This is a genomic window from Streptomyces filamentosus (assembly GCF_014654895.1).
Lineage (GTDB): Bacteria > Actinomycetota > Actinomycetes > Streptomycetales > Streptomycetaceae > Streptomyces > Streptomyces filamentosus.
Map to the genome: position 1 here is coordinate 1566708 of NZ_BNBE01000001.1, position 22259 is coordinate 1588966.

The 22259-nt window shown below is 74.1% G+C and carries 21 protein-coding genes; 11 read left to right on the plus strand and 10 right to left on the minus strand.

What is annotated here, in order from left to right; translation table 11 throughout:
• The first annotated feature begins 128 nt into the window (after positions 1-128).
• A complete protein-coding gene (locus tag IE326_RS41410; protein ID WP_268982952.1) occupies positions 129-2516 on the plus strand; it encodes a proprotein convertase P-domain-containing protein in 2388 nt (795 codons plus the stop codon).
• Between the two features lie 251 nt (positions 2517-2767).
• On the plus strand, positions 2768-2950 hold the full coding sequence (locus tag IE326_RS06755) for a hypothetical protein (RefSeq protein WP_150231330.1): 183 nt from the start codon (positions 2768-2770) through the stop codon (positions 2948-2950).
• Between the two features lie 165 nt (positions 2951-3115).
• Here IE326_RS06755 and IE326_RS06760 read toward each other — a convergent pair whose 3' ends face one another.
• A complete protein-coding gene (locus tag IE326_RS06760; RefSeq protein WP_229915423.1) occupies positions 3116-6178 on the minus strand; it encodes an AfsR/SARP family transcriptional regulator in 3063 nt (1020 codons plus the stop codon).
• 260 nt (positions 6179-6438) lie between these two features.
• On the opposite strand from IE326_RS06760, the gene IE326_RS06765 reads away from it, so the two are divergent.
• A complete protein-coding gene (locus IE326_RS06765; RefSeq protein WP_190041056.1) occupies positions 6439-7293 on the plus strand; it encodes an AfsR/SARP family transcriptional regulator in 855 nt (284 codons plus the stop codon).
• A 20-nt stretch (positions 7294-7313) separates the two neighbouring features.
• On the opposite strand, the gene IE326_RS06770 is transcribed toward IE326_RS06765, so the two are convergent.
• The 4 genes from IE326_RS06770 to ychF all read right to left on the minus strand — a co-directional run bounded on the left by IE326_RS06770 (position 7314) and on the right by ychF (position 10779).
• Positions 7314-7895, minus strand: a complete 582-nt coding sequence (locus tag IE326_RS06770) for a hypothetical protein (protein WP_190041057.1) — start codon at positions 7893-7895, stop codon at positions 7314-7316.
• A 413-nt stretch (positions 7896-8308) separates the two neighbouring features.
• Complete coding sequence (locus tag IE326_RS06775) at positions 8309-9055, minus strand: NIPSNAP family protein (RefSeq protein ID WP_268982953.1); 747 nt, start codon at positions 9053-9055, stop codon at positions 8309-8311.
• Between the two features lie 71 nt (positions 9056-9126).
• The gene (locus tag IE326_RS06780; RefSeq protein WP_150231319.1) at positions 9127-9555 is read right to left on the minus strand and encodes an Rrf2 family transcriptional regulator; all 429 of its coding nucleotides are present in this window, start codon (positions 9553-9555) and stop codon (positions 9127-9129) included.
• 135 nt (positions 9556-9690) lie between these two features.
• Positions 9691-10779 carry a redox-regulated ATPase YchF gene (ychF, locus tag IE326_RS06785; protein ID WP_150231306.1) on the minus strand — a complete coding sequence of 363 codons (1089 nt, stop codon included), beginning with the start codon at positions 10777-10779 and terminating at the stop codon, positions 9691-9693.
• A 512-nt stretch (positions 10780-11291) separates the two neighbouring features.
• Here ychF and IE326_RS06790 point away from each other — a divergent pair.
• Entirely contained in the window at positions 11292-11834 is a 543-nt protein-coding gene (locus IE326_RS06790; protein WP_190042169.1) for a DUF6542 domain-containing protein, read from the plus strand.
• Positions 11835-11943: 109 nt separating this feature from the next.
• Here the strand turns inward: IE326_RS06790 and ppgK are convergent, their stop codons facing one another.
• Together ppgK and IE326_RS06800 are read right to left on the minus strand one after the other, a co-directional pair.
• Positions 11944-12699: a polyphosphate--glucose phosphotransferase gene (gene ppgK / locus IE326_RS06795; RefSeq protein ID WP_190041059.1), complete on the minus strand. Its 756-nt coding sequence runs from the start codon at positions 12697-12699 to the stop codon at positions 11944-11946.
• A gap of 29 nt (positions 12700-12728) precedes the next feature.
• A complete protein-coding gene (locus IE326_RS06800; RefSeq protein ID WP_373310167.1) occupies positions 12729-13766 on the minus strand; it encodes a 4-hydroxy-3-methylbut-2-enyl diphosphate reductase in 1038 nt (345 codons plus the stop codon).
• A gap of 75 nt (positions 13767-13841) precedes the next feature.
• Here IE326_RS06800 and IE326_RS06805 point away from each other — a divergent pair, with 75 nt between their 5' ends.
• From IE326_RS06805 to IE326_RS06820, 4 genes are all read left to right on the plus strand, one after another.
• Entirely contained in the window at positions 13842-15215 is a 1374-nt protein-coding gene (locus tag IE326_RS06805; RefSeq protein WP_150231300.1) for an APC family permease, read from the plus strand.
• Between the two features lie 224 nt (positions 15216-15439).
• Positions 15440-16660: an exodeoxyribonuclease VII large subunit gene (xseA, locus tag IE326_RS06810; protein ID WP_150231298.1), complete on the plus strand. Its 1221-nt coding sequence runs from the start codon at positions 15440-15442 to the stop codon at positions 16658-16660.
• A 62-nt stretch (positions 16661-16722) separates the two neighbouring features.
• Complete coding sequence (locus IE326_RS06815) at positions 16723-16983, plus strand: exodeoxyribonuclease VII small subunit (RefSeq protein WP_190041060.1); 261 nt, start codon at positions 16723-16725, stop codon at positions 16981-16983.
• Between the two features lie 479 nt (positions 16984-17462).
• Positions 17463-18053 carry a malonic semialdehyde reductase gene (locus IE326_RS06820; protein ID WP_150231293.1) on the plus strand — a complete coding sequence of 197 codons (591 nt, stop codon included), beginning with the start codon at positions 17463-17465 and terminating at the stop codon, positions 18051-18053.
• Between the two features lie 72 nt (positions 18054-18125).
• Here the strand turns inward: IE326_RS06820 and IE326_RS06825 are convergent, their stop codons facing one another.
• Complete coding sequence (locus IE326_RS06825; RefSeq protein ID WP_150231291.1) at positions 18126-18653, minus strand: DUF4245 domain-containing protein; 528 nt, start codon at positions 18651-18653, stop codon at positions 18126-18128.
• A gap of 126 nt (positions 18654-18779) precedes the next feature.
• Between IE326_RS06825 and glpX the strand changes: the two genes are divergently transcribed.
• Positions 18780-19811: a class II fructose-bisphosphatase gene (gene glpX, locus IE326_RS06830; RefSeq protein WP_150231289.1), complete on the plus strand. Its 1032-nt coding sequence runs from the start codon at positions 18780-18782 to the stop codon at positions 19809-19811.
• Positions 19812-19901: 90 nt separating this feature from the next.
• Here the strand turns inward: glpX and IE326_RS06835 are convergent, their stop codons facing one another.
• On the minus strand, positions 19902-20273 hold the full coding sequence (locus IE326_RS06835; protein ID WP_150231287.1) for a WhiB family transcriptional regulator: 372 nt from the start codon (positions 20271-20273) through the stop codon (positions 19902-19904).
• Between the two features lie 253 nt (positions 20274-20526).
• Complete coding sequence (locus IE326_RS06840; protein ID WP_190041061.1) at positions 20527-21294, minus strand: DUF1707 SHOCT-like domain-containing protein; 768 nt, start codon at positions 21292-21294, stop codon at positions 20527-20529.
• Between the two features lie 120 nt (positions 21295-21414).
• Between IE326_RS06840 and IE326_RS06845 the strand changes: the two genes are divergently transcribed.
• Complete coding sequence (locus tag IE326_RS06845) at positions 21415-21636, plus strand: hypothetical protein (protein WP_190041062.1); 222 nt, start codon at positions 21415-21417, stop codon at positions 21634-21636.
• Positions 21637-21714: 78 nt separating this feature from the next.
• Positions 21715-22227: a hypothetical protein gene (locus IE326_RS06850; protein ID WP_190041063.1), complete on the plus strand. Its 513-nt coding sequence runs from the start codon at positions 21715-21717 to the stop codon at positions 22225-22227.
• Positions 22228-22259 lie beyond the last annotated feature (32 nt).

Sequence of the window (22259 nt, forward strand, 5' to 3'; positions counted from 1 at the left end):
CTTGAACTTGACGCCCTGAACTCGCGGGCTTCGTCAGCGAGTTGCCCCCTCCCCCCTGCCTCTCCCTCCCCCCCTCTTTTTGCCGCCGCGGCACCGCCCGCCCGGTGCCTACCCCCCTGGAGCATGTCGTGAAGAGATCTGCTGTGGCCGTCGCGATGGCCTCGGGCCTGCTGCTCGGCGCCCTGCCGGCGGGGCTGGTCCCCCTGGTCGGCACGGCCTCCGCGGCGGCCGCCGACGGGGTCCCGGTGGATCCGGCGCTGGAGACCGGCACCCAGGGAGGCGGCACGGTCCGGGTCAACGTGGTGACCCAGACCCGCTCCGACGTGGCGGGAGCCGCCTCGGCGGGCGAGACCGAAGTGGCGTACGAGCGGCTGCCGATGGTCACCCTCACCGTGGACCGGGCGGGCCTCACGGCCCTCCGCGCCAACCCGGACGTGGTCAGCGTGACGGAGGACGTCCCGGTCCCCCCGATGCTGGACGAGACGACGGTCAGGATCGGCGCCGACAAGGCGTTCGCGGCCGGCGCCACCGGGGCGGGCAGCACGGTCGCGGTGATCGACACCGGCGTCGCGAAGAACCACCCCTTCCTCGGCGGACGGGTGACGGCCGAGGCCTGCTTCTCGGTGAACGACGAGAGCTACGGCGCCACCAGCCTCTGCCCCAACGGCGAGGCCACCCAGGAGGGCGCGGGCAGCGCCGACGCCGACACCGGCAGCTGCGCCGAACTGGGCGCGGCCTGCTCGCACGGCACCCACGTGGCCGGCATAGCCGCCGGCAACGGGACCGGACTGAGCGGCGCCCCCAAGCGCGGCGTGGCCCCCGGCGCGAACATCGTGGCGATGCAGGTGTTCTCCCGCTTCGACTCCGACGACTACTGCGGCGCGGGCAACAGCCCCTGCGTACTGAGCTTCACCAGCTCGCAGATCAAGGCGCTGGAGAAGGTGTACGCGCTCAAGCAGGCCGGCACCGACATCGTCGCGGCCAACATGTCGCTGGGCGCCGGACGCTGGACCACGTCCTGCGACACCGACCCCCGCAAGTCCGTCATCGACAGCCTGTACTCGGTGGGCGTGGCGACGGTGGTCGCGGCCGGCAACAACGGGTACGGCGACGCCGTCAACGCCCCCGGCTGCGTCCCCTCGGCGGTGACGGTCGGCGCGACGACCGACGACGACCAGGTGGCCTCCTTCAGCAACCGCGGCCCGCTGCTGGACGTGATGGCCCCCGGCACGGCCGTGGTGTCCTCGGTCCCCGGCGGCGCCTACGCGGCGAAGAGCGGCACCTCGATGGCGGCCCCGCACGTGGCGGGCGCCCTGGCGGTGCTGCGCCAGAAGTACCCGGCGGAGAGCCTCGCGAACCTGGTGGCGAAGCTGACCGGCACCGGCACCCCGATCACGTACACCGGCGCCGTCACCCCGCGGATCGACCTCGGCGGCGCCGTCACCGGCACCACCGTCCCCGAGCCCGCGCCGGCCGCCCGGCCGCGCCCCTCCCAGGTCTTCGACGACACCGACCGGACCATCCCGGACCCGGGCACCCTGGAGGCCCCGCTGACCGTCACCGGCGTGCCCGGCAACGCCCCCAAGGCGCTCCGCGTCGAGCTGGAGGGCCGCCACGACTGGCGCGGCGACCTCAAGATCGACCTGGTGGCCCCCGACGGCCGGCTGTACCGCCTGAAGTCCACCTCCGCGACCGAGACGGGCGGCGCGCTCGGCGCCTTCACCGTCGACGCCTCCGCCTCCCCCGCCTCCGGCACCTGGAAGCTCCAGATCACGGACGCCTCCGCCGGCGGGAAGGGCACCCTCCTCGGCTGGTCGCTGAACTTCCCCACGCCCTTCGCCATGACGGGCAACCTCAGCGTCCCGGACGGCGGTTCGGTCACCTCCGGCCTCACGGTCGACGGCATCGGCGGCAAGGCCCCGGCCGCCCTCCAGGTCGCCGTCGACGTCACCCACGAGTGGCGCGGTGACGTCCGGATCGACCTCCTCTCCCCGGACGGCCGCACCTACCCGCTGCGTTCGACCTCCACCGCCGAGACCGAGAACGGCGGCGTGCTCCGCGAGACCTACCGGGTCGACGCCTCCGCCTCCCCGGCGGACGGCACGTGGACGCTGAAGGTCTCCGACCCGTACACCGGCTCCGTCGGCACCCTCAACGCCTGGTCGATGACCTTCCCCGCGTACGAGGTGCAGACCCCGCACGCGGTCCCCGACCCGGGCACCATCGAGGTCCCCGTCACCGTCGCCGGCATCGCGGGCAACGCCCCGAAGAACCTCCAGGTGCACCTGCACGCCACCCACACCTGGCGCGGTGACCTCGACGTCCACCTGGTCGCCCCCGACGGCAAGGTGTACCTGGTCAAGGAGTCCGTGGAGAACGAGGGCAACGGCGTGATCCAGCAGACCTACACGGTGGACGCCTCCGCCTCCCCGGCGAGCGGGGTCTGGAAGCTCCGGGTCGAGGACATCTCGGCCGGCTCCAGCGGGACGCTCGACCACTGGACCCTGAAGTTCTGACCGCTCCCCCGGCGCGGCCCCCGGTTCCCCCACCGGGGGCCGCGCCCTTTTGCGCAGGTGGGAGGGGGTGAGGAAGGAAGGCGATAACCGGAAGGGGTGGGCGATGCCGGGAGGGATAACGGACCGATAAGAAGTCGAAGTCCCTCCCTCCTAACGTCTGTGGATGTCAGAACGAACCGCCCGGGGAACGGACCGGCAGGGCGCCGGAGGCCGGGGGCGGGTGATCGAGAGATCGAAAGGACGTGGGGGACATGCGCAACGGACACCTGGTCAAGACGGTGAAGACGGTCAAGTCGGCCGTGGCGGTCGCGGCGTTCATCGCCGGCGCCGTGCTGACGACCGGTACCGCACTGGCCGCCGAGGCCCCGGCGACGGCGACGACCGCCGCGGCCGGCGGGACCACGGTGGTCGTGCAGACCGAGCCCTGGGACTGACGCCCGGCGATCGGAAGACGTGACACCAGGGGGACGAACGCCTGGGCCGGGCACCAGGAAACCGGGCCCAGGAAGACCGGGCTCCGGAGACTGCGCTCCGGAGCCCGGTCATGTCCGCGGCCGGTTCGGGCACGTCCGCAGCCGGTTCGCCCGCGGCCGGTTCGCTCACGCCTGAGGCAACTCCGCGACCGGTTCGGCCAGTTCGGTGCTTCCGTTCAACTGGGCCTGGAGCAGGTGCAGTCGGCCCAGCAGGACGGTGCTTCCGGTCTCCTCGGCCAGGTCGAGGGCCGCGTCGAGGTCCTCGCCGGCCCGGTCGGCGCGTCCGGCCCGCAGCCGGGCCTCGGCCAGCCCCAGCAGCACGTAGGCCATGCCCAGCCGGTCGCGCTTGGCGCGGACGATCCCGGCCGCCTCGGTCAGGGCCGCCTCCGCCTCCGGCAGCCGTCCGGCCGCCAGCAGGGCCCGGCCGAGCCGGTGGAATGCCTGGGCCGCGCCCCGGGTCGCGCCGAGGCCGCGGGCCAGCGCGACGGCCTCCCCGCCGAGGCGCACGGCCTCCTCGGGATCGCCGGCGTCCAGGGCGATCTGCGCGAGGTTGTTGAGGGCGTGGGCCTGCGCGGAGAGGTCCCCGGCGGCCCGGAGCGCGGGCAGCGCCCCGTCGAGGAGGACGCGGGCCCGGTCCGCGTCGCCGCGCTGCCGGACGGCGACGGCGAGCTTGCAGGCGTTCAGCGCGGCGCCGTAGACCTCGCCGCCGGCCCGCAGGACGCCGTCGGCCTCCTCCAGGAAGCGGATCGCGTTCTCGGACTCGCCCCGGTAGAGCAGGGAGGCGCCCAACTCGCCGAGCATCACGCCCTCGCCCTGCCGGTCGCCGGCGGCGCGGGAGGCCGCCAGGCCCTCCTCGCAGAGGCGGCGCCAGCCGTCGGTGTCGCTGCGGATCTCGCAGAAGCCGACGGTGGAGGCGGCCAGGTCCCAGGCGAGCGCGGCGAGCCCCAGCCGGGCGGACTGGGTGACGGCCGCCATCAGGCAGTGGCGTTCGGAGTCGAACCAGTCCAGCGGGCGGTCGAGGAGGTCGTCCAGGAGGTCCCGGTCGACGTGCGGGCGGGACGCCGGGCCGTGCACCACGGAGTGGTCGCCGCCGTACTCGCGGCGGTGGGCGGCCTCGGCGACGGTCAGCCAGCTGTGCAGCGCCCGGTCCCGGTCCGCCTCGGCGGCCGGGCGGTCGGGGTCCTCCTGGGCGCGTTCGCGCGCGTAGAGGCGGAGCAGGCGCTGGAAGCGGTAGCGGTACTGGCCGGTGGCGTCCGGCCCCGAGACCTCCAGGAGGTGGGCGTCGACGAGCTCGTCCAGGTACTGCTCGGCGGTCTCCACCGGACAGTCCAGGAGGGCGGCGACGGCCCAGGCCGGCACGTCGGGGACGTCCAGCAGGGAGAGCCGCTGGTAGACGGAGGCGAGGCGCGGCGACAGGCAGCCGTAGCTCAGCTCGAAGCTGGCCCGGACCCGGCTGCCGCCGAGGCTGAGCTCGTCCAGGCGGCGGTGCTCGTCGGCGAGCCGGTCGGCGAGGCGGCGCACGGTCCAGTGCGGGCGGGTGGCCAGCCGGGCGGCGGCGATGCAGAGGGCGAGCGGCAGCCCGTCGCAGAGTTCGGCCAGCCGGGTCGTCTGCGCGGGGGAGGCGACGGTGCGCCCGCCGGTGACGATCCGGTCGAGGAGGGCGGTGGACTCGGCCCCGTCCAGCACCCCGAGGGGCACCCGGACGGCGCCGTGCCGGAGCACCAGCTCCTCCATGGTCTCCCGGCTGGTGACGACCACGCAGCAGCCGCCGTTGGCCGGCAGCAGCGGGGCGACCTGCGCGAAGGAGGAGGCGTCGTCCAGGACGACGAGGACCTGACGTCCCCTCAGGAGCCTGCGGTAGAGCGAGATCCGGGACGCCTCGTCGTCGGGCAGCCGGTCGCCGGGCGCGCCGAGCGAGCGCAGCAGCCGGCCCAGGACCTCGCCGGGGGCGGCCGGGGCGGAGCCCAGGTCCACGTGGAGGCAGCCGTCCGGGAAGGCCGCGGCCACCCGGTGCGACCAGTGCACGGCCAGCGCGGTCTTGCCGATCCCGGCCACGCCGGTGACCAGGGCGACCCGGGGCGGCTCGCCGTCGCCGCGGCCGTCGAGGAGGGCGTCGAGGACCTCGGTCTCGGCGGTGCGGCCGGTGAAGGACGGGATGTTCGGCGGCAGGTCGGACGGCGCGGCGGGCCCGGCGGGCGACCCCGGCGGTGCGGCCGGGACCGGCGGGACGGGACGGCGGGCACCGTGCGCCGCGGGCGGGTTCCCGGCCTCCTCGGCCGCCACGGGCGCCGGGGTCACGTCACGTACGCCGTGCACGTCGCGTACGTCACGCGTGCCGGTCGCGGCGGGCGCCGTGGACACGAGGGGTGCGGCGGGTACCTCGCGTACGACGGGTGCGGCCGGTACGTCGCGTACGGGGTCGTGCACGGTCGGCGGGGCCGCGATGGCCGGGTCCTCGCGGAGGACCGCGTTGTGCAGCTCCCGCAGTGCGGTGCCGGGTTCGAGGCCCAGTTCGTCGATGCTCAGCTGGTGTCCGGCGCGGAAGGTCTCCAGGGCGTCGGCGCGGCAGCCGGAGCGGTACTGGGCGAGCATCAGCGAGTGCCGGGTGCGCTCCCGCAGCGGGTGTTCCCTGACCAGGGCGGCCAGTTCGGCGGTGAGCTCCTGGTGGCGGCCGAGGGCGAGGCGCAGCTCGGCGTGGCCGTCCAGCGCGTTCAGCCGCTGCTCCTCCAGCCAGCACGCCTCCTGCTCCAGCGCATAGCCGGTGAGCCCGTCCAGAGCGGGGCCCCGCCACAGGGCGAGGGCCCGGCGGTGGGCGTCGGCGGCCTCCGCCGTCCGGCCGGAACCGGCGAGGGCGGACGCCTGCCCGGTCAGCGCGAGGAAGTCGACGAGGTCGAAGCCGTGGTCCCCCGTGTCGAGCCGGTAGCCCGGGTGGGAGGTGACGATGACCTCGCCCTCGACACCGGCCTCCCGGAACAGCTTGCGCAACTGGGCGACGCAGATGGAGATCTGGGTCCGGGCGGTGGGCGGCGGCGAACCGTCCCAGACGGTCTCGGCCAGCTCGTCCACGGAGACCGTCCGGCCGTGCCGCAGCAGGAGCAGGGCCAGCACCGCGCGCTGGCGGGCGCCGCCGAGCCGGATCTCCCGGTCGTCACAGGTCAGTCTGAGCGTCCCGAGCAGACCGAAGCGCATCGATGACAACCCGGGCCCCCCTCCCTGAGAATTGTCATGATCATAATAGTTGGGGGCAGGGGTCCGACAGAGGGACAAAGCGAACTCCCCTCGCCCGGACGGGGAGCCGTGCGGAGGCCCGGACGGGGTCGGACGGAGGGCCGGACGAGGGGCCGGACGGGAGGCCCGGGCGGGATCGGACGGGGAGCCGGACGAGGGGTCCGGAGCGGCGATAAGCGGCCGATACCGGGAGGATGGGCCGCCCTCCTACGGTCGGTCCCATGACTTCCACGACGCCCTTCCTGGAGACAGCGCTGCTCGGCCCGGTCCGCATCAGGGACGCGTACGGCGTCACGCCAGAGGACACGTACGGCGTCACGTCAGGGAACACGTACGGCGTCACGCCAGGGGCCGCGTCCGGGAGAACCGGCGGGAAGGCCGAGAACGCACTCGGCGGGGCGAAGCCCCGTACGGTCCTCGCGGCCCTGCTGCTCGCCGAGGGACGGGTCGTCCCCGACAGCCGGCTGATCCGCGCCCTGTGGGGCGAGTGCCCGCCGGCCCGTGCCGTCGCCCAGCTGCACACCTACGCCTCCCGGCTGCGCGCCCCGCTCGGCGGGGCCGCCCGGCTGGAGCGGGTGGGCCGCGGCTACCGCCTGTCGGCCGTGGAGGGGCGGCTCGTCAGCGACCACCTGCTGTTCACGGAGCGCGCCGCGCTCGGCGGCGCGCTGCTGCGGCAGGGCGACGCGCGGCGGGCCGCCGCCGTCCTGCGCTCGGCGCTCGGCCTCTGGCAGGGCGAGGCGCTGGCCGACACCACCGAGCACCTGGCCCAGGAGGAACGCCCCTGGCTGGAAGAGGCCCGGCTGACGGCCCTGGAGGACCGGATCGAGGCGGAGCTCGCCACCGGCCTGCCGCACGGCCTGGTCGCCGAACTGACCGGTCTGGTGGCCCGGCACCCGCTGCGGGAGCGGTTCCGCTCCCTGCTGATGACCGCCCACTGCCGCGCGGGCCAGCCCGCGGCGGCGCTGCTCCAGTTCCACTCGGGCCGCGAACTGCTCGCCGACCGGCTGGGCGTCGACCCCGGCCCCCTGCTCACCCGCACCTTCCAGCAGGCCCTGTCAGGCGAACTCGCAGCCTGACGAACAGTTCTGACCCTCCCTCACCCGGAGATCAGGTCAAGCACGGCCGGCACGTCCGGCACGCCCACGGCGGGATCCTCCAGCGCCTCCAGGACCACGTCCACGGCCTCGTACGCCCACTCCGCCCGGTCCGCCCCGCCCGCGCGCCACAGCCAGAGGATGGCGGCCCCGGCGTAGCAGAGCGCGTAACGGGCGGCGAGCCGCTCGGCGACGGGCCCCTCGGGAAGTTCGGGGCGCTCGGCCAGTTCCCAGTGCAGCCAGTCGGCGGCCTCGGTGAGGCGCCCCGCACGGGAGGCCATGGGGCTCCCCGCCGTCTCCCGGCTCAGCGCGGGCAGGGACTGCACCAGCACGCACCCGCGCCCGTCGTCCACCCCGGCGTCCTTCCGCGTCCCCGCGGACCCCCCGGAGATCCCGGCCGCCGCGCAGAACAGGGCCCCGCCGTCGGTCCTCTCCCCCGCGAACCCGCGCACCAGCTGCGGAATCCGCCCCAGCAGAGCGGCCGGCGGCCCCTGGAGCACCGCGGAGGTCACCGCGGCCTGCCCGGGCAGCAGCCGCACGATGCCCATGGCGTAGTCGAGTACGACGTCCCGTGCTGTCTCCATGCTCGCTCCTCTCCCTGGGCCCCGCCGCGCGGGGGCGGAACACCAACGTGCCGGAGGCGCCTGCACGACTTCTGTATTTCCTCCGCACTCCCCGCTCCCCACTCCTCCCGCCCCTTCCCGCACCCCGCTCCTCCCGCCCGTCTCCGCACCCCACCCCGCCTCCGCGTCCCACTCCCTCTCCCCCCTTCCCCGTCCCCCACCACCCCGGGGCGGCGAGGGACGCACCTACGACCTGTACGCCCGCCCCCACCCCCCTGGCGAACGCAGCCGCCCCTTTCCGGCCACCCTCACTTCCCGATGACAACGTTTCCCTCCCCGCCACGGCCCTCGCGGGAAACACGAAGGGCCCGGCCCCGCCCGGCGCGGCAGGGGCGACCGGAGCATGGGCGACCGGAACAGGACCGTGCCGGAGCTCACCGCAGCGCCGACCGGCCGGTGGGCGCCAGCCGCAGCCGCTGCGGACCCCTGGCGAAACGCTCCGCGAGCACCGGCCGCACCTCGTCCCTCCAACGCCCGGATTCCCGAACGTCCTTCAGGTGCCGGTCGAGGTGCTCCTCGCCGGCGAAGCGCGCGAACCACACGAAGACCTCCTCGTGGAGGCGTACCGGCAGCGCGGGAAAGGTGTTCGGGGCGTGCTCCGACCGCAGGTGCGCCAGCGGCTCGCCACCGGTCTCGTCCAGCACGGGAAGCACGTGCCGCCGGAAGAAGTCGGCGAAGGCCGCGTCGAACGGCTCGCGCCCGTACCAGATCGTGGCGAGGACGACCGAACCGGGCGACGGCGCCGGTTCACCGGGAGCCGGCCGAGCGCCGACCCCCACGGCGAACCCGCCGTCCTCCGAGGCGGCCCGCAGGAGCAGCACGTCATCGGAGTCGACCATCGTCGCGTTCGCCGCCTCGCGGTGCTCGCGCCAGACCGGCCCCCCGTAGAACCCCTCCAGGGCCTCGGCCCGCCCCTCCATGCCGTCGAACCCACGGATCCAGACGAACCGATCGGGATCGTCCAGATCCCGGAACTGCCCCAGGATGCTCATGCCCTCGGCCTCCTGGGACTCGACGAACTCCCGGTCGAACAGCTCGATCAGCACGTCCCGCCGCCCCGGGCGCAACGTGTACTGCCGCAGCTCGAAAACGGAACACCGCGAAACGTCCACCGACCCCACTCCCGCCTCCCGCCGAAACAATTCCTGTTACAACAAACCCCGCACCAAGGACCGCCCACGGCCCCCGCGCCCTACTCCCTCAGCACGTCCCGAAGGACATCCGCGATCGTCACCGCCGCCAACTCCCGCCGCATGGCCTGCTCGACCCGCCCGTAGACCCCGCTCAAAGCGGGCCGGATGCCCCGGCCGACCGGACACTCCAGATTCGGCTCACTGTGATGCAGGGCGAACGGCGGCCGCCCGTCGACGGCGTCGTGCACCTCCAGCAAGCTGATCCCCTCCGGCGCCCGCGCCAGACTCCACCCCGCCCCCGCCCCGTGCCGAACCTCCACCAGCCCGGCCCGCCGCAGCTCACCGAGACTCCGCCTGATGACCACCGCATTGCTCTTCACACTGGCCGCGACCTGCTCCGAGGTGAGCACCCCCTCCCCCCGCCGATGCGCCAACGCCAACCAGGCCAGCGCATGCGCCGCAATGGTCAACCGACTGTTCGCCGCCATCACCCCTCCTAGTCGCAACAGCTTCTGTTACAACCACTTCCACCGTCAAGCACCCCACACACCCGCCACACCATCCCCCAAGCACGAACGGCCCGCCCCGCTTCCACGCGGGCCAGGCCGTTCACACACATCCGGTCACACGTTGAAGCGGAACTCCACCACGTCGCCGTCCTGCATGACGTACTCCTTGCCCTCCATGCGGGCCTTGCCGGCGGAGCGGGCTTCGGCCACGGAGCCGGTGGCGACGAGGTCGGCGAAGGAGATGACCTCGGCCTTGATGAAGCCCTTCTGGAAGTCGGTGTGGATGACACCGGCCGCCTCGGGGGCCGTGGCGCCCTTCTTGATGGTCCAGGCGCGGGATTCCTTCGGGCCGGCCGTCAGGTAGGTCTGGAGGCCGAGGGTGTCGAAGCCGACGCGGGCGAGGATGGCGAGGCCGGGCTCCTCGGCGCCGACGGACTCCAGGAGCTCCATGGCGTCCTCCTCGTCGAGCTCGGCGAGGTCCTGCTCCAGCTTGGCGTTGAGGAAGATCGCCTCGGCGGGGGCGACGAGGGCGCGCTGCTCGTCCTTGAAGGCGTCGTCCGTCAGCTCGTCCTCGTCGACGTTGAAGACGTAGAGGAAGGGCTTGGTGGTGAGGAGGTGGAGGTCGTGGAGGAGCTCCGCCTTCTCCGAGCCCTGGACGATGCCCTGGGAGAAGAGGGTGTCGCCCTTCTCCAGGATCGCCTGGGCCGCCTCGACGGCGGCGACCTTGGGAGCGGTGTCCTTCTTGATCCGCATCTCCTTCTGGAGGCGCGGGAGGACCTTCTCGATCGTCTGGAGGTCGGCGAGGATCAGCTCGGTGTTGATCGTCTCGATGTCGTCCTTCGGCGAGACCTTGCCGTCGACGTGCACGACGTTCTCGTCCTTGAAGGCGCGGATGACCTGGCAGATGGCGTCCGACTCGCGGATGTTCGCGAGGAACTTGTTGCCCAGGCCCTCGCCCTCGCTCGCGCCGCGCACGATGCCGGCGATGTCGACGAAGTCGACGGTGGCCGGGAGGATGCGCTGCGAGCCGAAGATCTCGGCGAGCTTCGTCAGGCGGGCGTCGGGGACGCCGACGACGCCGACGTTCGGCTCGATCGTGGCGAACGGGTAGTTGGCCGCCAGCACGTCGTTCTTGGTCAGGGCGTTGAACAGGGTCGACTTGCCGACATTCGGCAGGCCGACGATTCCGATCGTGAGCGACACGGTGGCGACTTCCCTAGATACGGATGAGGAGATGCGGACGATGGGTCGATCCCCCAGTTTACGGGGGGTCCGGCGCGGTCCCCACCGGCCGTCCGTCACGGGACCCGCCGCGGGACCCGGCGCGGAGTCCGTCACGGAGTCCGTGCGGGGTGCGCCTCGGGGGTCGGCAGCAGGGTCCGGCACGGGGGTCCGCCTCCCGGGCCGCCGCTTCCCGCCGTCTCCCGCCGCTTCCGGCCTGTTCCGGGCGGTCTCCGGGCGATCCGCTGCCGATCTCCGGCCGATCTGCGGGCCGAGGTCACTCGAAGGGCGTGTCCCGGGCCCGTCCCGCCGCCTCCCCGACCTACGTTGGTGAGGTGGAGCAGCACAGGACAAGTCAGCCGCAGGGCCGCCGCAGGCCGCAGGCCCCCCTCACGCCGCCCGGCGCGCTGGTGGAGGCGGAGGGGGGCGCGGCCGGGGCCGCCACCGTCTACCGGGTCGGGGCGCCGGCCGCCGCGCGGCGGCCGGCGCCTCCCGTGGTGCAGGCTCTGCGGCGGCTGCCCTCGCCCCGGCTCACCGGTCTGGGCGCAGGCCTCTTCGCGTCGGCGTCGATGCTGCTCGTCGGGTTCCTGGACTGGCTGCTCCTGGACGGTTCGCCGCTCGCCTTCGGGCTGCTGTTCCTGCCGGTGAGCGCGCTCACCGCGCTCTGGGTCCGCACCGCCGACCTGGTGACCGCCCCGATCGCCGTCCCGATCGCCTTCGCGGTCGGCGTGGTGCCGATCGCGGGCGGCAGCGGGGGCTTCGGCGGGCAGGCCATGGCCGTGGTCACCGCGCTCGCCGTGCACGCCGGGTGGCTGTACGGGGGCACGCTGGTCGCCGGCGTCGTCGCGAGCGTGCGGAAGGTCCGGGACGTGGGCCGCCGGCGCCGCCGCCCCGCCCCCGCCGGTCCCGCCGTCCCGGCCGGGGCCCGCAGGCCCGCCGGCGCGGGCCCCGGCGCCGCTCCCGGCCCCGGGCCGACCGGCCCCGCCCCCGCCCGCCGGGGCCCGAACCCCGTCCGGGGCCGCCGCCCGGCCCCGTAGAGCCGTATCCGCACGCGTACCGGCACCCGCACGCGTACCAGTGCCGGCGCCGGTACCCGTACCCGTACCCGTACAGGCATCGGCACCCGTGCGGGCCGGACCCCGTGCGCTACGCCTCCCGGCCCGCCTCCGACGCCGCCATCGCCGCGCCCACGATGCCCGCGTCGTTCCGCAGTTCCGCGGGGACGATCTCGGCGCGGATGCCCTCCAGGTAGGGGAGGAACTTGTCGGCCTTGCGGCTGACGCCCCCGCCGAGGATGAAGAGTTCCGGGGAGAAGAGCATCTCCACGTGGGCCAGGTACTTCCTCAGGCGCTTGGAGGCCCAGTGCTCCCAGGTCAGGTCCTCGTCCTCGCGGGCCTTGGAGGAGGCGCGCTTCTCGGCGTCGTGGCCCTTGAGCTCCAGGTGGCCCAGTTCCGTGTTGGGGACCAGGCGGCCGCCGGTGAAGACGGCGGAGCCGATGCCGGTGCCGAGGGTCAGCAGGATCACCGTGCCGGTGCGGCCGCGGCCCGCGCCGAAGGTCATCTCGGCGACGCCGGCCGCGTCGGCGTCGTTGAGGACGGTGACGGGGAGGCCGCCGGTGGCCGCGCCGATGAGGGCGCCCGCGTCGGTGTCGATCCAGGACGGGTCGACGTTGGCGGCGGTGCGGACCGTGGTGCCGGTGACGACGCCGGGGAAGGTGACGCCGATCGGGCCGGTCCAGCCGAAGTGCCCCACGACCTCCGCGACGCGGTCCGCGACGTCCTGCGGCGTCGCGGGCTGCGGGGTGAGGAGCTTGTACCGCTCCTCGGTGAGGGCGCCCCGCGCCAGGTCCACGGGGGCGCCCTTGATGCCCGAGCCGCCGATGTCCACTCCGAAGACGTTCATGGGATCAAGCTAACCGGCAGGGGCGGGTCCTACTCCTTGACGAGCTCGGCGGCCTCGGCGCGCAGGTCGCGGCGGAGCTCCTTGGGGAGCGAGAAGGTGAGGTGCTCGTCGGCGGTCTTGACCAGCTCCACGTCGGCGTAGCCGCGCTGCGCCAGCCACTCCAGGACCTCCTGGACCAGCACGTCGGGCACGGAGGCGCCGGAGGAGAGGCCGACCGAGGTCACGCCCTCCAGCCACGCCTCGTCGATCTCGCTGGCGAAGTCGACCAGGTACGCGGCGGGGACGCCGGCCTGCTTGGCGACCTCGACCATGCGGATCGAGTTGGAGGAGTTCTTGGAGCCGACGACGATGACGAGCTCGGCCTGGCCGGCCAGCTCCTTGATCGCGGTCTGGCGGTTCTGCGTGGCGTAGCAGATGTCGTCCGACGGCGGGGAGAGCAGCTGGGGGAACTTGTCCTTGAGCGCGTCGACCGTCTCCATCGTCTCGTCGACGGAGAGGGTGGTCTGGGAGAGCCAGACGACCTTGGAGGGGTCGCGGACCTCGACCTTGGCGACGTCCTCGGGGCCGTCGACGAGCTGGATGTGGTCGGGGGCCTCGCCGGAGGTGCCGATGACCTCCTCGTGGCCCTCGTGGCCGATGAGGAGGATGTCGAAGTCCTCGTTGGCGTAGCGGACGGCTTCCTTGTGGACCTTGGTGACCAGCGGGCAGGTCGCGTCGATCGTCGCGAGGCGGCCCCGGCGGGCCTCCTCGTGGACGGTCGGGGCGACGCCGTGCGCGGAGAACATCACGATGTTGCCCGGCGGGACCTCGGTGGCCTGGTCGACGAAGATCGCGCCCTTCCGCTCCAGGGTCTGGACGACGTACTTGTTGTGGACGATCTCGTGGCGGACGTAGACGGGGGCCCCGTACTGCTCCAGGGCCTTCTCCACGGCGATCACGGCACGGTCCACGCCCGCGCAGTAGCCGCGGGGAGCGGCGAGCAGGACACGCTTCGGGCGGTCTGCGGCGCTCGGGGTCGCGGGGGCGGACTCGGGCGTCGGCGCGGGCGTTGCAGTCATGCGTCCCATCGTAAGGCCGGGCCGGTGGGGGCTCGGAGCGCGTCGGTGAGCGGTTGGGGCGCGACCGTGTCCGAAACTGACGCCATGGCTGAGAACGCGCAGGTGGACGGGGAGACGGCGGGACCGTCGGACCACTCGGGGCTCCGGCGGACGCTCGGGTTCCGCGACCTGGTGGTGTACGGACTGCTGTTCATCGCGCCGATGGCGCCGGTCGGCGTCTTCGGCACGCTCGACGCGAAGTCGCACGGGGCGGTCGCACTGGTGTACGTCGTGGCGACGGTGGCTATGGCGTTCACGGCCTCCAGCTACGCGCAGATGGTGCGGGTCGCCCCACAGGCCGGTTCGGTCTTCGCGTACGCCCGCAAGGGGCTCGGCGAGGGGCCAGGCTTCGTCGCCGGCTGGATGGCGATGCTCGACTACCTGCTGATCCCGGCCGTCGCGTACCTCTTCGCGGGGATCGCGATGGAGGCGCTGGTGCCGGAGGTGCACCGGTGGGTGTGGACGGGCCTCGCGGTGGTGGTGACCACCCTGCTCAACCTGTGGGGGGTGCGGGCCGCGGCCCGGGTCGGCTTCGCCGTTCTCGCGCTGGAGGTCGTGGTGCTGCTCGTCTTCGTGGTGTCGGCGGCGGTGGTGCTCGTACGGGACGGGGCGACGCGCGACTGGTGGTCGCCGCTGACCGGCGACGGGACCTTCTCCCTCGCGGCGGTGGTCGGCGCGGTGTCGGTGGCGGTCCTGTCGTACCTCGGCTTCGACGCGATCGCCGCCTTCGCGGAGGAGGTCACCGGGGGCTCGGCGAAGGTGGCGCGGGCGCTGCTCTTCTGCCTGGTCCTGGCCGGTGCGCTGTTCGTCGCCCAGACCTGGCTGGTGGCGCTCCTCGAACCGGTCTCCTCCGCGGAGCTCGCGGCCGACCCGGGGAAGCAGGGCTCCGCCTTCTACGACGCCGTGGACGCCTCGGTCGGCGGCTGGCTGCACGACCTGGTCGCCGTGTCGAAGGCCATCGGCGCGGCCTTCGCGGCGCTGGCCGGGCAGGCGGCCGGCAGCCGGCTGCTCTTCGCGATGGGCCGCGAGGGGCGGCTGCCGCACGCGCTCGCGCGGACCGACTCGGGCGTGCCCCGGGTGGCGCTGCTGGTGTCGGCCACGGTGACGATGGTCGCCGCCGTGTGGGCGGCCCGCCGGGACGACGGCCTGGACCACCTGGTGTCGGTGGTGGACGTCGGCGCCCTGACGGCCTTCGTGCTGCTGCACGCGAGCGTGGTGGGCTGGTTCGCGGTCCGGCGCGCGGAGGGGCCCCCGCACTGGCTGCGGCACGTCGCCGTACCGGTGGTCGGCGCGGCGATCCTCGTCGCGGTGATCGTGGAGGCGTCGGTGGCGGCGCAGGTGGTGGGCGTGATCTGGCTGGGGGTGGGGCTGGTGGTCCTCGCGGTGCAGGGGGCGGGGCGGGGGCCGGTGAAGGGCTGAGGCCGGGGGAAGGCTGAGGCCGGGGGGGAGGGGTGAGGGCGGGGGAGGAAGGGGCGAGGCCGGGGGAGCAGGAGGGTTCGACCCCGGCGGGGCTGCAGCAGGGAAAACGGAAGGGAAGCGGGTACGGCGCGGGGGCTGCCGCAGGGAAAGCGGGGGCGAGGGGTCCGCCGGGAGCGGGGCCGTGTGCCGATGACGTTGTCGGAGGGCGCCGTTACGCTCGGTGCATGGCTCTGACTACGTCCGCCGAAGCGCCGCTGCCCGTCGGTGAGGTCTCCCGGATGATCGGGGGGTGGATCGACCGGCTGGGGGCCGTCTGGGTCGAGGGGCAGATCACCCAGCTCTCCCGGCGTCCCGGCGCCGGGGTCGTCTTCCTGACGTTGCGGGACCCCTCGCACGACGTCTCCATCGGGGTGACCTGCTACCGGCAGGTCTTCGACGCGGTGGCCGACGTCGTCTCCGAGGGCGCCCGGGTCGTCGTGCACGCCAAGCCGGAGTGGTACGCGCCGCGCGGGCAGCTCTCGCTGCGGGCGGCGGAGATCCGGCCGGTGGGGATCGGCGAGCTGCTCGCGCGCCTGGAGCAGCTGAAGCGGGGGCTGGCCGCCGAGGGGTTGTTCGCACCCGAGCGGAAGAAGCCGCTGCCGTTCCTGCCGGGGCTGATCGGCCTGGTCTGCGGCCGGGCCTCGGCCGCCGAGCGGGACGTCCTGGAGAACGCCCGGCGCAGATGGCCCGCCGTCCGCTTCGAGGTGCGGAACGTGCCGGTGCAAGGCGTGAAGGCGGTGCCGCAGGTGATCCAGGCGGTCCGGGAGCTGGACGCCCACGAGGACGTGGACGTGATCGTGGTCGCCCGGGGCGGCGGCAGCGTCGAGGACCTGCTGCCCTTCTCCGACGAGCAGCTGGTGCGGGCGGTGGCCGCGTGCCGGACGCCGGTGGTGTCCGCGATCGGGCACGAGCCGGACACCCCGCTGCTCGACCTGGTGGCCGACCTGCGGGCCTCCACCCCGACCGACGCGGCGAAGAAGGTCGTGCCGGACGTCGGCGAGGAGCTGGAGCGCGTGCGCGGGCTGCGCGACCGCGCGCTGCGGAGCGTCCGCGGGCTGCTGGACCGCGAGGAGCGGGGGCTCGCGCACGCGATGGCCCGGCCGGTGATGGAGGACCCGCAGCGGATGGTGGAGGTCCGCCGGGACGAGCTGGACGCGCTGCTGGCGCGCAGCCGGCGGGTCCTCGGGCACCTCCTGGACCGCGCCGAGTCGGAGCTGGCGCACACCCGGGCCCGGGTGCGGGCGCTCTCCCCCGCGGCCACGCTGGAGCGGGGGTACGCGGTGCTCCAGCGGACGGACGGGACGGTGGTCCGCGCCCCGGAGGAGGTCGCGGAGGGCGAGGAGCTGAGGGCCCGGGTGACCGGGGGCGAGTTCACGGTGCGCCGCACCGCGGACGACGAGAAGTGACCAGAACCGACGAGGACCCACGAGGACGCACGGGAGCCGTGGTCGTGGAGGACGGAGCAGACATGGCAGGCGGTACGGGTACGGAGACGACGGCCCCGCTCGGCTACGAGCAGGCCCGCGACGAACTGGTCGAGGTCGTCCGGCGCCTGGAGGCGGGCGGGACGACCCTGGAGGAGTCCCTGGCGCTCTGGGAGCGCGGGGAGGAGCTGGCGAAGGTCTGCCGCCGCTGGCTGGAGGGCGCCCGCGCCCGCCTCGACGCCTCCCTCGCGGCCGACGACGGCGAGGGCGGGGAGGGGGAGGAGGGGGAGGAGGGGGAAGGCTGAGACGGAGGGCTGGAGCTGAGGGCGGGGGCTGAGGGCTGGGGCTGAGGGCGCCGAGGGCAGGGCGAGTTCGGGGATCTCCCGGGGCCTCTCCAGGGCCTCTTCTCGCGACATCTTGGGGCCTCTCCGGGCCTCTTCTCGCGGCACCTTGGGACCTCTCCGGGGCCTCTCTCGCGACGTCTCGGGGTCTCTCGCGGACTCTCCATGCCTCTCGGGGCTTGAGGAACGACCGAGGCCGGATGGAGAACTGGCTCCGGGGGGGGCGACCGGGGCCCGCGGGGCGGCTTGGGCTCGGAAAGCGGCCGGGGTCCGAGGGGTGGACGGGGGCTGGGTGCCGCGGCGGGGATCGCCTAGACTGGCCGAAGTGAAGCGGATCACTATCCGGATCGGATAGTTGAATTTTCACCAATCATCGGCGTACTGTCGAGACACGGCCCGGAGCCCCACCGGGAAGTCCCCTTGCAGTCCGGAAGGTACGCAGCATGTCCCTCGTTCTCGACCCCGCCGCCCAGGACCTCCTCTTCCGCGAGGCCCGCACCGCCAACACGTTCACCGACGAGCCGGTGACCGACGAGCAGGTCCAGGCGATCTACGACCTGGTGAAGTACGGCCCCACCGCCTTCAACCAGACCCCGCTGCGCATCACCCTGGTCCGCTCCCCCGAGGCCCGCGAGCGCCTGGTCAAGCACATGGCCGAGGGCAACGCCGCCAAGACCGCCGCCGCGCCGCTGGTCGCGATCCTCTCCGCCGACAACGAGTTCCACGAGGAGCTCCCGGCCCTGCTCCCGCACTTCCCGCAGGCCAAGGACCTCTTCTTCGCCGAGCGTCCGGTCCGCGAGGGTTCCGCGCTGCTGAACGCCGCCCTCCAGGCCGCGTACTTCATCGTGGGCGTCCGCGCCGCCGGTCTGGCCGCCGGCCCGATGACCGGCCTGGACTTCGCCGGTGTCCAGAAGGAGTTCCTGGACGCCGACCACACCCCGCTGATGGTGATCAACATCGGCAAGCCGGGCGAGGACGCCTGGTTCCCGCGCTCCCCGCGTCTGGCCTACGAGGACGTCGTCACGACCGTCTGAGTCCGCCCCGCGCGCACGACGAAGCCCCCGGTGCCGGGCACCGGGGGCTTCGTCGCGTCCCGTACGCGTACGTCAGGCCGACTGCTGCGACCGGAGCGCGCCCGCCATCTCCGCGAGCCGCTCGAAGGAGGCCGTGCCGGCGACGACCGTGGTCGCCCCGCCCTCCGTCCGCACCAGGGCGTCGTACTTCGGGCCCTCCCAGCGCTGCCACACCTGCCCGGCGACCGTCTGCGTCTTCCCGGTGTCCTTGGCCTGGTGCGTGACCTTGGGCACGAACTTCCCGGGCTCGGTCGTCGCCTGGTTCACCGACACGTACTGCGTGTCCGGGGAGAGGAAGCCGAGCTGCCAGGCATTGCCCTGCTCGCGCTTGTACGAGACGACCGTCGCCTTCCAGTCGTCGCCGAGGCCCTCGGGCGCCAGCACCGGGTACGGCGCCGCGCGCTGGGCCGTGACCAGTTCGACCCGGTAGTCCTTGGCCTTCACCGGCTCCGCGTCCTCGTCGTGCGGGATGAAGAGATACATGACCCCCGCGGCGACCATGATCACCCCGAGGGACTGGAACATCCCGCGTACCGTCTGCCTGCCTCGCTTAGCTGCCACGTCCCATATGGTCGCATCACGGTCCGGCGCTCATACGTGGGCCCCTCTGCTCAATTTGTCGACCTGGCGATAGAGTCGCAGCACCCTCTCTTTTCCGGCCGTCGTCGTACAGAAAGGTGCGCTCCGATGACCGAGCACCACCTCCCCCCCGAGCTGGAGGTCTCCCCCGAGGCCCCCGACCGCAACCTGGCCCTCGAACTGGTCCGGGTCACCGAGGCCGCCGCCATGGCCGCCGGCCGCTGGGTCGGCCGCGGCGACAAGATCGGCGCGGACGGCGCCGCCGTCAACGCGATGCGGACCCTCATCTCGACCGTCTCGATGAACGGCGTCGTCGTCATCGGCGAGGGCGAGAAGGACGAAGCGCCGATGCTCTTCAACGGCGAGCGGGTCGGCGACGGCACCGGCGCCGAGGTCGACATCGCCGTGGACCCCATCGACGGCACCACCCTGAACGCCAAGGGCATGCCGAACGCCATCGCCGTCCTCGCCGCCGCCGACCGCGGCGCCATGTTCGACCCGTCCGCGGTCTTCTACATGGACAAGCTGGTCACCGGCCCCGAGGCCGCCGACTTCGTCGACATCAACGCCCCCGTCTCGGTCAACATCCGCCGGGTCGCCAAGGCCAAGGGGATGAACGCCGAGGACGTCACCGTGGTCATCCTGGACCGCCCCCGCCACGAGGGCATGGTCAGGGAGATCCGCGAGACCGGCGCCCGCATCAAGTTCATCTCCGACGGCGACGTGGCCGGCTCGATCATGGCCGCCCGCGAGGGCACCGGCGTCGACCTGCTCATGGGCATCGGCGGCACGCCCGAGGGCATCATCTCGGCCTGCGCCATCAAGTGCCTCGGGGGCGTCATCCAGGGCAAGCTGTGGCCGAAGGACGACGCCGAGCGCCAGAAGGCCCTCGACGCGGGCCACGACCTGGACCGGGTGCTCACCACCACCGACCTGGTCAGCGGCGACAACGTGTTCTTCGTCGCCACCGGCATCACCGACGGCGAGCTGCTGCGCGGCGTGCGCTACCGCTCCGAGACCGCGACCACCCAGTCGCTGGTCATGCGCTCGAAGTCCGGCACGATCCGCCAGATCGACTCCACCCACCGGCTCGCGAAGCTGCGCGCCTACAGCAAGATCGACTTCGACCGGGCGAACTGACGTCCGGCCGGCGACGGCAGGTACGAAGAGGGGCGCCCCCATGTGCGGTGGGGGCGCCCCTTCCCGTACGGGACCGGAGTGGGCGGTCCGTCAGCCGGCCTGGGCGATCCGCTCGGCGGCGGCCGTCTTGCGCAGCTCCACCTCGCGGCGGCGGCGCCGGGCGAGCACCACGCGGCGCTCGGCGGCGGTGAGGCCGCCCCACACGCCGTACGGCTCCGGCTGGAGCAGCGCGTGCTCGCGGCAGTCGACCATCACGGGACAGCGCGCGCAGACCCGCTTGGCGGCCTCCTCCCGGGCGAGCCGGGCGGCGGTCGGCTCCTTCGAGGGGGCGAAGAAGAGCCCCGCCTCGTCACGGCGGCACACCGCCTCCGCGTGCCAGGGGCCGTCCTCGTCCTCCCGCACGGGAGCACGCTGGGGCGGCACGGCGGCTACCGGAAGGGGCTGATGCGGCAGTTGCAGCACGGTCTACTCCTGACGACGGCTTCGCGAGCGAGCAGCGATGCAGCAGCCCTACCCGCTGTGCGCGCGCCTATGCACCGCGTGCGCCTCCCATCCGGAGTGCGGAGCCCCGGTGACGCATTCCGGTCAACTCCTGGCCGATACCCGGCGGGACGGAGCGGACGACGGGGACGGGAGGACAGGGGGACCGGAGGACCGGGGACTGAAAGGCGGGGGGCGAAAGGGCAGGAGGGCAGGAGGCCGGGGCGGGCGCGGGTCAGTGGCCGAGGTGCTTGCGGACCTTGCTCTGGAGGTCGGCCACCCACTTGCCGCGCTTCGGTCTCGCCTCCACGCTCCCGAGCAGCGCGTAGCCGTTGACGACCACCAGCGGGGCCTGCGGGTCGATCCCCTCCAGGGTGGTGACCTCGAAGCTCCCGAGGATGCCGACGCCGCTGCCGCGCAGGCTGATGTTCTCCGGGACGCGAACCTCCACGCTTCCGAAGATCGAGGTGGCGTTGATGGTGGTCAGCGGCTGGGCGAAGATCGCCTCGGTCAGGTCGATCTCGATGCTGCCGAAGACCGCGAAGGCGTTGGTGCGGCGGGCCACCCGCCAGCGGCCCTTGCGGGTGGTGCTGGAGAAGACCGCGACCAGCTGGTCCGCGTTCCCCTCCGCGTCCTCCGGGCCGTACGCCGCGGGGACCGGCTCGGACCGGGTCCCGGACGCCGGCCCGGCGGACGGCAGGTCCCGCACGATCGGCTCCAGCTCGCCCACGGTCTTCGCCCGGTAGACCGCCTCCACCCGCTCCGCGTGCTCCTCCGCGTCCAGCCGGCCCTGCGCCAGCGCCTCGGCCAGGACGTCCGCGGTCCGGTCCCGGTCCGCGTCGGAGGCCCGGAGCCCGCCCTGCGGATCCAGGGGGGCGGGCGGCGCCGGAGGGACGGGCGCGGCGGGCGCGGCCGGAGGGGCCGGCGCGGCGGGCGGGGCGGGCGGAGACGGCGGGGCGGGAGCGGGCGGCTGCGCGGGGTCGGGCTGCTTTTCGAGGTCCACGCACCCAGCCTAGACACGCCCCGCAGACCGCCACCAGGTGTCCGAACCCCCATCTCTCCCCTAGGGGATCCGGCCGGGCCCCGGGACGAAACGGCCGGACGGGCGGGAGGGGTGACGGCCGTGACGGGTGATCAGGAACGGTACGCGCGGGAGTCCGACGCCTTCGAAGGGCTCGCGCTGAGCCGCCTCGACGAGGTCCGGCGGGCCCCGCGGCCCGCCGGGGACGGCCCCCCCGCCGGACGGCGTCACCCCCAGGACGGCGTGGGCCACCACGAGCGCCGCGACCGGAGCGCCCGGCGCGGGCCGGCCGGACGGGCGGCGAGGAGCGGACGTACGGGCTGACGGCGGCCTGCACCACCGGTGCCGACCGGCCGGTCGCGTACGAGGTGGGACCGAAGGGCGGCCGGGGGGACCTTCTCCGTGCCCTCGTCCATGGTCCCCGGCGGGGGCCGTCCCGACCGCCCCGGCGAGGACCACCGCGAAGCCGGGCGCCCCGGGCCGTCCGGCGGGGCGCGCCGTCCGGCGGGGCGGGCCGTCCGGCGAGGCGGGCCGTCCGGCGAGGCGACCGTGCCGCCGACCGCCTCGGCGGTGAGCGCCCCACCGGTCGTCACCGGCGTCCCGTACCGCCACGACACCGTCCACCGCGCGGTGGCCGTGCCCGCCGGGGCGAGGCGGCCGGCGGTCCCGGCGGGCGGGCCCGGCGAGGGCGGCCGGACCCGATGGTGGGCGTTCGCCCCGACCGGCGTCTCCGGTGAGGAGTCCGCCGTCGGCACGATCCACTGCTCCGACGGCCACCTCGACGGCTACGGCTGCGCCCCGGAGCGGCGTACGTACGCCGAGCCCGCCGCCGGCGTGCGGGAGCCGGCCGTGGAGGCCCGCCGCACGTCCCCGCCGCGGGCGAACCCGTGCGCGCCGACGGCGAGCGTCTCCTGACGCGAACGAGCCACGACGGCGCGGCCCCGGCC

Bases quoted from the DNA above. Each gene is read 5' to 3' on its own strand.
- IE326_RS06800 (WP_373310167.1), bottom strand. From the start codon at position 13,766: ATGGGACGCATGACTGCAACGCCCGCGCCGACGCCCGAGTCCGCCCCC.
- ppgK (WP_190041059.1), bottom strand. From the start codon at position 12,699: ATGAACGTCTTCGGAGTGGACATCGGCGGCTCGGGCATCAAGGGCGCC.
- IE326_RS06780 (WP_150231319.1), bottom strand. From the start codon at position 9,555: ATGGCGGCGAACAGTCGGTTGACCATTGCGGCGCATGCGCTGGCCTGG.
- IE326_RS06805 (WP_150231300.1), top strand. From the start codon at position 13,842: ATGGCTGAGAACGCGCAGGTGGACGGGGAGACGGCGGGACCGTCGGAC.
- IE326_RS06770 (WP_190041057.1), bottom strand. From the start codon at position 7,895: ATGGAGACAGCACGGGACGTCGTACTCGACTACGCCATGGGCATCGTG.
- glpX (WP_150231289.1), top strand. From the start codon at position 18,780: ATGACCGAGCACCACCTCCCCCCCGAGCTGGAGGTCTCCCCCGAGGCC.
- IE326_RS06755 (WP_150231330.1), top strand. From the start codon at position 2,768: ATGCGCAACGGACACCTGGTCAAGACGGTGAAGACGGTCAAGTCGGCC.
- xseA (WP_150231298.1), top strand. From the start codon at position 15,440: ATGGCTCTGACTACGTCCGCCGAAGCGCCGCTGCCCGTCGGTGAGGTC.
- IE326_RS06815 (WP_190041060.1), top strand. From the start codon at position 16,723: ATGGCAGGCGGTACGGGTACGGAGACGACGGCCCCGCTCGGCTACGAG.
- IE326_RS06760 (WP_229915423.1), bottom strand. From the start codon at position 6,178: ATGCGCTTCGGTCTGCTCGGGACGCTCAGACTGACCTGTGACGACCGG.
- IE326_RS06820 (WP_150231293.1), top strand. From the start codon at position 17,463: ATGTCCCTCGTTCTCGACCCCGCCGCCCAGGACCTCCTCTTCCGCGAG.
- IE326_RS06765 (WP_190041056.1), top strand. From the start codon at position 6,439: ATGACTTCCACGACGCCCTTCCTGGAGACAGCGCTGCTCGGCCCGGTC.